We start from the raw sequence: 12,695 nt of genomic DNA on the forward strand, positions 1-12,695 counted from the left end.
GGTTCGCTCAATGCTGGGCTACTATCTTGGTTGGCGATAATGGCACTGGGGTGAGACTGGGTTGGCGGTTGAAACCAGGCTTGTTGCGTTGCTGGTAATGACGATATTACGTATGGACTGCTGCTCACCAGTGTTTTGAATCCACTTGCGGATGTCATCATCGCATTACCCCATAGCGTTGTAGCCACTGGGTTGCGATCACCTTGGTCCAACTTGGGTCCGGTTCGCTCAATGCTGGGCTACTATCTTGGTTGGCGATAATGGCACTGGGGTGAGACTGGGTTGGCGGTTGAAACCAAGCTTGTTGCGTTGCGGGTAGTTGCGATTGTGCGATGACACTGGTATCGCCCCATACGCTAGGTTGTTGTTTTTTCGCTTGAGCCTCTGGGCTGAGTAAAAAATTAACCGCCAGTTTAGCGCTGTCAATATGCGTCGCATTATATGGAATGGCAATAAAATGGATATTACTCAAGCTGCCATCACGCATGCGATAACTGCGGATGCTGTCTGGCAAGTCAAAGCGCGCCACTGCTGCTGGAACATCGGCGGCTGAAAAGGTAAATGCCAATGCCAATTCGCTATCACCCATTAAGCGGCGCAGCGCCATGCCGCTGGACATAAAGTGTTGGCCTTTACGCCATAAATTGGGATGTAATTTATCTAAATATTGCCAAAGCACAGGTAACAACAACGCTTGGCTTTGCGCTGTGGCAGGTTGATAAAGTAGATTTTTAATCGCCGCAGGTTGTGAACTATTGAGCACAATTAAGGCGTATTTTAAAAAGCTCATAGCCAAAAAGTCAGGCGGCTTAGGATAGGTAAATCGGCCTGGATGTTGTTGTGTCCACTGGCTTAACTGTGGCAATGTTTGTGGCGGCGTTTGGCTAACCAGATTGTCGTAATAAAAGGTTAACGCGGCTTTGCCCCAAGGTGCTTCCATGCCTAATGTAGGCACACCAAAGTCGCGGGTCATGGCAGGATTATTGTCTGGATCGGTTAAACTAAAGTTGGGTAATTGAGGCACCCAGTTAGGGGTGAGCAATTGATGTTTTGCCATCGCGGCAAAGTTCTCGCCATTAATCCACACGAGATCCACTTGACCATTATGGTCGTTAGCAGCGGATTTTTCTGCCAGTACGCGACTGACCGCTTCACTGGTGTCGGTCAGTTTTACATGATGTAATTTGATGTGATATTGCTGGTCAAGCTGATCCGCAACCCACTGAATATACCTATTGATTTGTGGATCGCCGCCCCAAGCATGAAAATACACCTCTTGATTTGCACCACGTGCTTCAATGTCTGACCATGCTGCTTGCTCATTGGTTTTGGCATAAGCCACACCAGCCCCAAAACTGGCGCATATAAAAAAGCCCAATGCGGTTGCTGCAACAATATGCAGTATAGCTTTAGGCCTTTTTATTAAAAAAATGATCTTATCGAGCGACATTAAGCGACCAATCATAATCTAAAAAATCGATATCCAATTGCTGCTTTTCTGCAGTGGTTTGAAGTGCTGGACTGAGCTTTAATGCGCTAGGATACAGTAATAAAAAGGCATCGATCGAATCCGCGCCGCCAAAGCCTTGGGTAAAATCTTCACCATACCATTTAAAAATGGCTGACAAATAGACCGTATCGCCTTTGGCGTAGTTTCGGCTGTTGTCGCTAAGAAAACGCTCAGTTTGTGCGTTTAGTTGCTGCTCAAGCTTGGCGCCTGTGTAAGCTTCTTCACGCAGCGCAGGGCAACCTATGCTGGCACAGTTTACCGCAAAATGAATTCTAGGCTCATTATATCGATCGCTACCGCGGATCAATTTATGTTCAATATCGTTGAGGCTGCGGGTTTTACCCAATAATGGGATAAAGCTTTTATCCCAAGGTGAGCTAAATAATCCGCCCAAGTCTTTGATGGAGTCGATATCAGGGTACTGGGTTAAGATAAGTTCAAGCGTCCACGCGTTGTAAGCATTGATTAAAAATGCTAATTGTGACGATTTATCCCAAGCATCGAATTCAGTTTGAGTAATGTGACTGAGTTGTGTCAAATAGCCCTGCAATTTGGCATGGTCTTGTTGCATAGCAGAGTAATCTACCGCGCTACTGTGACCTTGGTTTATGGGTTGTACATGTTGGCTAACTAAGTACTGCCAGTCTTGGTGTAACGTCTGTTGCGCCGCTGCCGCTGCAACTTGGGTCGTAACCGATGGCTGCGATTCAGCGGCAAAACTCAGTGAGTTAAAAACAACAGCGAACATAACCACTGCAGTTGAAAATACCTTTACTATTTTATTCATCATGTTTTGCTCACTTACTGTTTGTGCCATTACTCTTGCCTATTCTGTGTGTACTCATTAATCAGTGTTGTCACACAATAGGCGTCAACTCATCTCTCTTTAGCTGACGCCATAATTTGTTAGCCTCTAAAGCATTGATGTTAATGGGCATATAGCTTCATCAACACTGTCTTTAAACCATTAACCACGACGCCATGTGTGGTATTTTTCTAACCAGCCCAGCACTGTTTCTGGCGCGTGGTTACGCTTCCATTCACCGGCGGCGGATTTGTTACCTTCAGCCCAAGTCGGGTAGCTGTGAATGGTGCCTAAAATTTTATTGAGTCCTAATCCGTGTTTCATTGCTAATACAAACTCAGCAATTAAGTCACCAGCATGCTCCGAGACAATGGTAACGCCTAAGATTTTGTCCTTGCCTTTAGGGGTGATCACCTTAATAAAACCGTCGGTCGCACTGTCGGTAATGGCTCGGTCTAATTCGGCAAAGTCAAACCGAGTGACTTCGTAATCAATGCCTTGCTGCTTGGCTTCGTATTCGTTAATACCGACACGGGCTACTTCTGGGTCGATAAAGGTGGTCCATGGGATGACGCGATAATCGACTTTAAACTTTTTAAATTGACCAAATAACGCATTCACTGCGGCATACCAGCCTTGATGAGCGGCCACATGGGTAAATTGGTACGGGCCAACAATGTCGCCTGCAGCGTAAATGTTGGGGTATAAGGTTTCTAAATATTCATTAGTAACAATGGTGCGATTGGTTTCGATGCCTAATGCTTCTAAACCGTAACCGTCTAAGCGGGCACTGCGACCGACGGCGCACAGAAGCTCATCGTATTCGATTGCCAGTTCTTGCTCTTGATGCTTGACGATAATGAATTTTTTATCATCACGCAGCTCACAACGCAGCGCTTGGTGCGAGGTTAAAATGTTGACGCCACTTTTTTGCAGCGCTTGGGTGGCAAATTCAGACACTTCAAGATCTTCTTTGATCATGATGCGATCGGCCATTTCAATTTGAGTCACTTTGGATCCTAAACGGGCAAAACTTTGGGCCAGTTCAGATCCAATTGGACCGCCGCCGAGGACCACTAATTTTTGTGGTGCGCTATCGAGTTTGGCAAATTCATCCCATAAAGTATCGCTGGTGACATAGCCGACTTCTTCAATGCCAGGTAACGGCGGCACAAACGGACGAGCACCCGTGGCAATCACAATACTGCGCGCGGTTAAGCGGCTGGTGTTGCCGTCTGGGTAGCTAATTTCTACGGTCCATGGGTCGACTAATTTAGCATAGCCTTTTACTACGTCGACACCTAAATTGGTGTAACGCTCAACGCTGTCGTGTGGGGCAATATCGGCCACGACTTGATGCACGCGTGCCATGACTTTTTTAAACGAAAACTCAGGGGTGATGTCTTCTAAACCATAATGATGGGCGTTTCTTATCTGCTGGGCTATCTTGGCGCTTTTAATGATCGCTTTACTCGGCACACAGCCATAGTTTAAGCAATCACCGCCCATTTCACCGGCTTCAATTAAGGTGACTTTGGCTTTCACTGCAGCGGCAATGTAGCTGGTGACAAGACCTCCTGCGCCGGCGCCAATCACAATCATGTTGCGATCAAATTTGGCGGGCTTGGTCCAGTTGCTGTATACGCGGCGTTTTTTGATCATATTAACAATCGCCTTAGCAATCAGTGGGAATAAACCTAATAGTGCAAATGACACAATCAGGTTAAATGATAAAATGTTCGCTAAACTGTCAATTTGTGCCAGTTGAGTTCCGGCATTAACATACACAAAGGTGCCCAAAAACATACCGACTTGGCTAACCCAGTAAAAGGTCCACGATTTAAACCCGGTGACGCCCATCAACAAGTTAATCACGAAGAACGGGAATATAGGCACTAAGCGTAAGGTGAATAAATAAAAGCCACCTTCTCTTTCAATGCCGGCATCAATGGCCGCTAAACGTTCAGGAAAGCGCTGCTTGATGGTATCTCGTAGCAAGTAACGTGACACTAAAAATGCCAGTAATGCACCAATACTTGAGGCAAATGAGGCAATAATTAATCCTTCAACTATGCCAAATAGTGCGCCTGAGGCAATGGTGAGAATGGCTGCACCAGGTAGAGACAATGCCGTCACTGCAACATACAGTAAAAAGAACCCGCCAATAACCAGCAGCGGCGATTGCTCGCGCAATTGGTCGAAATCATTCATTGAGCCTTTTAAGCCATCTAGGGTCAGTAACTGATGTAGGTCAAAATAGAAAAACAGACCCACTAATATTGTGGCAATGAGTAATAAAACAATTTTTTTAAACATAAACAATAGCCTTAAAATGAATGCTGTAAGGTAAGTGTGGCGTTAACCGGTAATTCAGGGAAAACCAAGGTAGAACCGAAATAACCGCCTTCAAATACTGGGCGCCAGTTCTGTTGATTAGTAATGTTATTCACGTCTAGCCTTAAACTTGTTTGCTCGCTAAAGTCATAGCGAGTGTTGATATTTAGCGTGTACTGATCGCGAATATACACAGTCGCTAAATAATCCAATGGGTAACTCTTGGTATATAGACCGGAGAAACCGGCTTTCCATTTCTCAGTAATGGACATTCCGCCATTAATTGTGAACGTTTGTTCAGGTAAGCCTTGTACACGGCGGTCAGACGGTGCAAATGAAGCGAAGTTTGGTGCGCCAATACCTGTGCCTTGAATGATATCGGGACGCGAGTTATCAAAGGTATCGGCCACTTGTACCGTATCTTGGCTACTGGCTGAATCATCATAACGAGCGTCTAAATAACTGTAGCCCGCGCTTAACCAAAATGGGTCGGCATCATAAAAGGCTTGGGCTTCAAAACCTTTAGTGCGAACGCCTGTGTTGCTGCCGTCACGATTTCGCAGACTGCGTTTTTGGTCAAACACTGCCCCGTCGATATACCAAGCACTGTCAGTGGGTGAATATTTAATGCCAATTTCAGTAAGGGTATTTTCGGTGGCAAAATTTTGGCTACTAATCTGGTTATTAGCGCCTAACGTCGTGCCGCCTGCCATGCTATTTGAGGTTGATTCGTTATAACTGGCGCTTGCATAGGTGGTGATATCGTCAGTAATGCGATAGCTCAAACTGATTTGCCCAGATTCAAGCATTTCACTTATCGAATCGCTGGCTGCAACTTGTTCTTGGGGGGCAATGGCATCGCGCGCATCTACATTATAAAAATCGGCACGATAACCTACGCTGGTTGAGAACTTATCGGTCCATTGGCTGTTATGTTGAATGGCTAGACCCGTTTGCCAACTGGTTGAGTCAGTGGTGTCAGATAATGAAAAATCGCCACTGCCATCTGCATTGGTATCGTATTGGGCGCCAGGTGACACAAACACACCAGGGCGCAGTTCAACTAGCCTTGCTTGCTGCTCAGCAGTAAGTGGAATACGGCGGTTTTCAATTGGACCGGTTAAGTCGATAGGTAAGTCAGCCTCGGTGGTAAATTGGCTGTAACCTAACACCTTGTTGTAGCGAATATCGACCGCAGTAATGGTGCTTTGGGCGTCATTCCACTCATAAGCCAGTTCCACTCTGTTTTGAGCGGTATCTGCACCATCAATGATTTCAACAAAACTGTTTTGAGCAATTTCTTCACGCTCTAAGTGTTGATAATAAGTGATGTTTTTAAGCGTGGCCTTATTACTTAGTTTACGCACATAAGTACTGTGGAGTAACAAGGTTTGCGCGTCATTGATATTGTCGGGATCGGTTAATACTTGGCTGCGATCTATCTCAACTAACCCGGTAGGCGATACGATGGCATTGGCGCCAGCAATAGTACTGCCATTAGGCTGTACACCTTGGCCAGTCACGTATAAACCGTTATCGATTAATGCTTGAGTCGGACGGTTAATCCCCGCGTTATCGGTAAACTCAACATCATAGTATTCGACATTAATGTCCCACGTGCTGACATCGTCCGGCAAAAATCTAAATGCGACAAAAATACTGTCGCTTTTAAAGCCTGAATAATCGTAGTAGCTGCCATTATCGATATGTTCTGCACTTAAGCGAACACCGCTTTGGTTGGCGACAATGTCGGTGCCAACATCTATTTGAGCTCGGTAATGATCCCAACTGCCGCCAGAGAGGGTGAGCTTAGTAAATTGCTCGTCAGTAGGCGCGACTTTAGAATGTATGTTAACAAATCCACCATTACGTTGGCTGGTGCCTAATAGCACTGGCGGCGCACCTTTTACCACATCAATTTGGTCGACTGCGTTAAATGACATAGGTACACCAAAGCCATTGTTGCCCGCTTGGCGACGCACACCATCTTGATATAACTCACCTAATTGGCCGCGAATTGTTGGCAAACTTGATGCACCAAAACCACTGGCAGAATAGCTATTAGGGCTGACCTTTTGAATGTCTGATAAGTCAGTAATATTAAGCTGGTCAATCATCTCACTTGTGATGGGGGTAACAGAGCGGGCAATATCTTTAAGTGCTATGCCATCGCCAAATGGGCCATCTACCGTGGTGTTTTTAGGTGATAATCCTTGGTCATTAATCGTTTTACCTGAAACGTGAATGACTTCTATTGACGTGTCTTCAGCCGCCATCGTAATCGATGAATACAAGGCGACGCTAATGGCTAGCGCAATAAGTGAGCGATTTTGGTGACGCTGAATAGACATAATATTTTCTGTAGTGATGAACATGGCTAAAGAGACCTTCTAATTAACGGTTTTATTTCAACGATGTTATGCCTATTTTTACAGTGTTAGACCTAAATGGCATAAATATATGTGCAACATAGTGCCGCTTGACTCGGTCAATTGGTGGCTGATGAAATTTTTCAATAAAAGATCAGTTTAGCCTATTAAAAGCTGATTAGTTTTAGATAGATACCACTTTATTTTATATTTTTAAGGAATTATGATGCAAACAGCACTTAGCGGCGATGTTCAACGTAAATTGCAATGGTCTTTACTCTCTTTACGTCTAGGCGTGTTTTTGGTGTTGCTAGTGTGGACAGTGGATAAGTTTGTTAATCCTGGTCATAGCATGAAGATATTTGAAAAATTCTATGGCATTGGTGGCATGAGTGACGTCGCAGCGTATATTTTGGGTGCACTACAATTATTATTGGTGTTTGCGTTTGTACTTGGGATTAAAAAACGGATCACTTATGGGGTGATCTTTCTCATGCACGGTGCTTCAACGTTATCGGCATTCAATCAATATTTTGATGCCTTTAATAATTTATTATTCTTTGCTGCATGGCCAATGTGGGCGGCGTGTTTCGCTTTGTATATGTTAAGAGAGCAAGATACCAAATTTACCGTAAAATAAGTTCCTAAATTACCTCAACTCGAGTTAAATCGTTTTATCGATATAAAAAGGCTGGCTAAATATTATTAGCCAGCCTTATTTATTGGGACACTCTGGAATTAAACGTTGAACTCCCCGCAAGATTAAACGTTAAAGTGCTTGGATCGATTAAGCTTTAAAGTAGCTGGAATTAGGCATTATTTAGCCTCACGATTACGAATAACCAAAAAGCTAAATAACACTACAATTACCATTTGTGTGGTTAACCCTTGCCACGTTGAGGCTATGCCTAACCAGCTAATCGACACATCAACAGGGAAAGGTGTCAGGTTAATGATGGCAGCTTCTTGTAACGCTGAAATCCCTTTTCCTGCCAAGATAAACGCTAAAATAAGCATGAAGTAAGAGCTGACGGCAAAAAAGCGTGCCAAGGGTAATTTCACCGAATATCGCATCATTAACCAAGCAATAACAGCCAAAATGGCCATGCCAGTTAACAAACCGTAGGCCAAATAAGTGACCTGCTCATTACTGCTGGCGGATCCAATGGCTTGTGTCAGTAACGATTGATAGAACAAAATGGTTTCAAATACTTCTCGATATACCGAAATAAAGGCCAATCCAGTCAGTCCCCATAAGGTTCCGGTGTTTAAATGACGATCGACATTCTTTTTAAGGTAACTTTGCCATTTTGAACCTTGAGTTTTACTGTGCATCCAATAGCCTACATAAAACAGTACTAACGCGGCTAACAGTGCTGCACCACCTTCCATTACCTCCCGAGATGCACCGCTAATGCTGATGAGGTTATCTGCCGCCCACCAGGTTAATACGCCAGCGGCTAATGCAGATATCCAACCAAAATGAACAAATTTAATAGCGTCATGACGTTCGGTTTTGATTAACACTGTCATTAAGGCAATGATCACCAATAGGGCTTCTAAGCCTTCGCGTAACAGGATAATTAACGCCGCCGAAAACATAGCGTTATTTGATAGTGATTGTCCGGTTAAGACAGTGTCGGCTTGATTGAGCTGTGTCAGTATGCTGCTCAACTGTTGATTTACCAGCGTGTTTTGACCTGTTGTTTTCAATAAGTTTCTAAAATTAAGCAGCTTGGTTTCGATTGATTTACGCAGACCACTGTCGTGAGCATCTAAATTGTTTTCAATTAATTCAAAACCATCTAAGTAAGCACTTACCGCCAAGGTTTGTGCTTGTGCTAATTCATTAGCTTGATAGGCTTTTACTGCTGCCTGCAAGTTTGTGCGCGTTACCGAAATAGGTGACTCTGCATGTTGGAATAGCAACTCAGGTTGTGAGCGTAATCGTTCTAGTTGACTGCGATCAATGCCGACATTTTGCTGAAGTAATTGTGTTGGATTACTATTGACCCATTGTTGTAATTCAATATTAGCATCTTGCTTAATGTGCTTCGTTGTGACAGCCGTTGGCTCAAAAGCTAAGCTGCCAACATAGAAAGTCAGAGACCAACGCTGTTGATCATTTAACTCACTAAAAGCACGCATAGCACTGCCATCTAAGCCATCAGAAATCGCATCAAAAAGTCCCAATAACGAACGATTTAATGCCCGTTCTTGGTCAGTAAAATTAGTCGGCTGAGGTGATAAGGATTTAGCGAGTGGCCCATTCCCTTGGCCTAAATCACCATGACAGCTTGAGCAATTTTCAATAAACAGTTGCTTAACATTATCTTTGGCTATCAGCTGTGATGGCAGTACTAAGGCGGGAGACTGGCTTAGTAACTGTTTGCGAATTTTTTGACTAAACTGTTGAATAACATCCAGTGATGATTTGTCTGCTATGGCTTGTTGTAATTGAAGTGCATCTGTCATTAACGAATTTGGCTTATCATTAGCGAGCAGGCTGGTTTTTTCTATGATGATACTGGCGAATTGCTGCATTTCAGCAAACTCATCGGCATTATTAATTTCTCCTGCGCTGATGGCTTCAGAATAATCCACACCAATGTATTCCGCTAATTGGAGAATTTGTCGTGTTTGTTTTAGGCGATCTTGAGATGTCTCTGGTGATATCTCTTGTGACGTGACTGCCGGACTTTGCGCCCATAATGAGGTTGAAAACACCGAACTAATGACAATTAGTAGGCACTTATTGAAGACTGAAGATGTAAGCTGTTGTCGCCATAACGTGATGCTGCTTAAGAAAGTATTCAAGGTATTGCCTTAATAGGAATGAAAGAATTATTCTGTAAACTAATTGAATAAATGATAATGATTAGCATTCTACTTTCTTGTTGGCGGCTTATCAATCATTCTGAAACTGTGCTGGTGAGGGCGGTTAGTGGCAACAAGGGTTATCTGCGAGATTATTGTGGATAGAAAATAATTTAATAATCAGTTTTTGGTTATTATTTATTTTTGAAACAGTGGGTTATGTTTTTTATGGGTGGGTGAGGTGATTCGCTTTGTGACGGATTGATAAACCGTAGTCAGTATCCATTATCACTGTTTAGTATAAGTAACCTCTACTTGAGATAATAACCGCTGATTAAATAGGCCTTTGTTCTGCTGTCGGCATTGACTAAAATAGACACCTAATTTTGCAGCTTGTTAGCAAAACGAATGACATGGTTGATATGACTATCCTGAACATATTTGACCGTTACCTAGTTTCCCTAGCTTTTATTGTGAGTTGAGATTAACTAGAATCAACAAGGCTATTATTATTTTTGAGCTACATCTGATATGTTTACATTATTGATTTTTATGTTTTTTTTGATAAAAAAGAGCGCTATTATGACGAGTTACACTATGGCAGGTAAATGATGAAAAACCCCATAAGCGTTACGTTGTATGAAGACCTTCGCCTGATTGACATAGGCATGGAATTATTCATTGAGATTCATTTTGCCAATGGTAAAACCGTGCAATCACGTTCGAGCATGATTGGATATCAACTGGAGCGTTTTATCTTGATTGAGTATCCAAATAAAGGTTTTTCTGAGGCTTATCAGTACATGCTAGCTAACGCTGAAATTGTTGTCAGAGCGATAACTAATAGTGGCTTTAAAGACATTATTGCTTTTAAGTCGACCATATTATCTGTGGTAAATCATCCGATTAAAATGTTGTGTCTTAGTGTGCCCAAAGCCATCACCAAGAAAAAGGTCAGAGATCAGCCCAGAGTCAATATAGAGCAAGCCGTGTTTGTTATTCACAACGAGAGTAAAGTTAGCGCTACCATGGTTGATTTTTCATTTTCGGGTTGTTTACTGACATTAGATGCTAACGCCGTGAGTATTGAGCAGGGCGAGCAAATGCATGTGGCTATTTCGATTAATACTGATCTTTCTGGCATCTTAACTGGCAGTGCGGTTAAAATTCAACATGTCGACGGTAAACTGCATGTTGGGATTAAATTCTCAGATGAACATCCTGAGTTAACCGACAATATTTTCAGTTATTGTTTGGTGAATTCGACCAAAAAATCGTGATCTAAAATGAGTCATTTTTGCAAAAAAAAGATGAAAAAAAGCGCATCAGAAGATGCGCAAAATTCACAAGAAAACACGTTATGGCGACTTTTATTATCAAGCTAACTTATTAACTTGTTAACCTTTGAACGCTACCCTTTAGCCCATTGCAGGCTAGAGGTTAGTAAGTCGTTAATTTAAATAATTTAAAATACCTAATGCAGCGTCTCGGCCTTCAGCTATTGCTGTAACAACTAAGTCAGAACCCCGCACCATATCACCACCGGCAAACACTTTAGCATTCGTGGTTTGGAAAGGATTATCATCTGTTTTATTAGCTTTAACTAATCCCCATTCGTTGGTTTCGATACCAAACTCACTAAACCAAGATGCAGGACTCGCTTGGAAGCCAAAGGCAATGATCAGCGCATCGGTTGCTAATACTTGCTCACTACCTGCAATGATTTCAGCGCGTTGACGTCCGCTGGCATCAGCTTCGCCCATTTTGGTTTCAACGCACTCAATACCGACCACATGACCATTTTCAGCTTTAATTGCCACAGGTTGACGATTAAATAAGAAATTGACTCCTTCTTCGCGGGCATTTTTTACTTCACGACGTGAACCGGGCATGTTGGCTTCGTCACGACGATAAGCACATGTGACACTTTTAGCACCTTGGCGCACTGCGGTACGTAAACAATCCATCGCAGTATCACCGCCGCCCAATACAACCACATTTTTACCTTCAAGGCTTAAATACGGTGTAGCGTCGTCTTGAGTGCCCATAATATGATGCGTATTACCGACAAGATATGGCAGCGCTTGGATCACGCCTTGCGCTTCTTCATTGGGCAGTTTCGCTTTCATGGCTGTGTAGGTACCCATACCAAGAAAGACAGAATCGTATTCGTCTAATAGACTCTGAAAGCTCACATCTTTACCAACGGTAATCCCCAATTTAAATTTAATCCCCATGCCTTCAAGTACTGAACGGCGAGTCGCCATCACCTCTTTATCAAGCTTAAAAGAAGGGATGCCATAAGTAAGCAACCCCCCAATTTGAGGATATTTATCATATACCACTGCTTGCACGCCATTGCGAGCCAACACATCAGCACAACCAAGACCTGCAGGACCGGCTCCAATAATGGCAACACGCTCTGTGCGTGGTGTCACCTTGGTCATGTCGGGGCGCCATCCTTGTGAGATAGCGGTATCGGTAATGTATTTTTCAACACTACCAATAGTGACTGCACCAAAGTCATCGTTTAAGGTACAGGCACCTTCACATAAACGGTCTTGTGGACACACTCGTCCACAAATTTCAGGCAGAGTATTGGTCTCATGTACCAAGTCTGCCGCTTCCATAATACGACCTTCTTCTGCCAGTTTTAACCAGTTTGGAATGTAGTTATGCAGTGGGCATTTCCATTCACAATAAGGGTTACCACAGTCAAGACAACGGTCTGCTTGTTGCTTGACTTCAGGTTGCGTATACGGCTGATAAATTTCAATAAATTGTGTAGCACGTTTTTTTGCTTCATGTTTAACGGGGTCTACTCGACCCACTTCGATAAATTGAAAGTCATTGCTCATAA

8 protein-coding genes are annotated in these 12,695 nt (G+C 43.3%); 2 read left to right on the top strand and 6 right to left on the bottom strand.

Annotated features, from left to right (window positions below; all coding sequences use genetic code 11):
• Positions 1–157: 157 nt before the first annotated feature.
• The 4 genes from AAEZ00_RS05695 to AAEZ00_RS05710 form a co-directional block, all read right to left on the bottom strand.
• On the bottom strand, positions 158–1,450 hold the full coding sequence (locus tag AAEZ00_RS05695; protein ID WP_124012252.1) for an ABC transporter substrate-binding protein: 1,293 nt from the start codon (positions 1,448–1,450) through the stop codon (positions 158–160).
• Positions 1,437–2,258, bottom strand: a complete 822-nt coding sequence (locus AAEZ00_RS05700; RefSeq protein ID WP_351075998.1) for a DUF547 domain-containing protein — start codon at positions 2,256–2,258, stop codon at positions 1,437–1,439. Before AAEZ00_RS05700 ends, AAEZ00_RS05695 begins: the two co-directional genes overlap by 14 nt.
• Before the next feature lie 219 nt (positions 2,259–2,477).
• A complete protein-coding gene (locus tag AAEZ00_RS05705) occupies positions 2,478–4,631 on the bottom strand; it encodes a dihydrolipoyl dehydrogenase family protein (protein WP_124012251.1) in 2,154 nt (717 codons plus the stop codon).
• 11 nt (positions 4,632–4,642) lie between these two features.
• Complete coding sequence (locus tag AAEZ00_RS05710) at positions 4,643–6,925, bottom strand: TonB-dependent receptor (RefSeq protein ID WP_233768654.1); 2,283 nt, start codon at positions 6,923–6,925, stop codon at positions 4,643–4,645.
• 319 nt (positions 6,926–7,244) lie between these two features.
• Here AAEZ00_RS05710 and AAEZ00_RS05715 point away from each other — a divergent pair, with 319 nt between their 5' ends.
• Positions 7,245–7,658: a hypothetical protein gene (locus tag AAEZ00_RS05715; protein WP_101034513.1), complete on the top strand. Its 414-nt coding sequence runs from the start codon at positions 7,245–7,247 to the stop codon at positions 7,656–7,658.
• Between the two features lie 176 nt (positions 7,659–7,834).
• On the opposite strand, the gene AAEZ00_RS05720 is transcribed toward AAEZ00_RS05715, so the two are convergent.
• A complete protein-coding gene (locus AAEZ00_RS05720) occupies positions 7,835–9,835 on the bottom strand; it encodes a cytochrome c/FTR1 family iron permease (protein WP_233768629.1) in 2,001 nt (666 codons plus the stop codon).
• A gap of 668 nt (positions 9,836–10,503) precedes the next feature.
• Between AAEZ00_RS05720 and AAEZ00_RS05725 the strand changes: the two genes are divergently transcribed.
• On the top strand, positions 10,504–11,115 hold the full coding sequence (locus tag AAEZ00_RS05725) for a flagellar brake protein (protein ID WP_164839448.1): 612 nt from the start codon (positions 10,504–10,506) through the stop codon (positions 11,113–11,115).
• A 171-nt stretch (positions 11,116–11,286) separates the two neighbouring features.
• Here the strand turns inward: AAEZ00_RS05725 and AAEZ00_RS05730 are convergent, their stop codons facing one another.
• A complete protein-coding gene (locus AAEZ00_RS05730; protein ID WP_351088436.1) occupies positions 11,287–12,693 on the bottom strand; it encodes a glutamate synthase small subunit GltD family protein in 1,407 nt (468 codons plus the stop codon).
• Positions 12,694–12,695 lie beyond the last annotated feature (2 nt).

This window comes from Shewanella sp. S1-49-MNA-CIBAN-0167 (genome assembly GCF_040310145.1).
GTDB classification, from domain to species: domain Bacteria; phylum Pseudomonadota; class Gammaproteobacteria; order Enterobacterales; family Shewanellaceae; genus Shewanella; species Shewanella psychromarinicola.

Coding starts and splice junctions, on each gene's coding strand:
- AAEZ00_RS05695 (WP_124012252.1), bottom strand. CDS start 1,450: ATGTCGCTCGATAAGATCATTTTTTTAATAAAAAGGCCTAAAGCTATA.
- AAEZ00_RS05700 (WP_351075998.1), bottom strand. CDS start 2,258: ATGTTCGCTGTTGTTTTTAACTCACTGAGTTTTGCCGCTGAATCGCAG.
- AAEZ00_RS05705 (WP_124012251.1), bottom strand. CDS start 4,631: ATGTTTAAAAAAATTGTTTTATTACTCATTGCCACAATATTAGTGGGT.
- AAEZ00_RS05710 (WP_233768654.1), bottom strand. CDS start 6,925: ATGGCGGCTGAAGACACGTCAATAGAAGTCATTCACGTTTCAGGTAAA.
- AAEZ00_RS05715 (WP_101034513.1), top strand. CDS start 7,245: ATGCAAACAGCACTTAGCGGCGATGTTCAACGTAAATTGCAATGGTCT.
- AAEZ00_RS05725 (WP_164839448.1), top strand. CDS start 10,504: ATGGAATTATTCATTGAGATTCATTTTGCCAATGGTAAAACCGTGCAA.
- AAEZ00_RS05730 (WP_351088436.1), bottom strand. CDS start 12,693: ATGAGCAATGACTTTCAATTTATCGAAGTGGGTCGAGTAGACCCCGTT.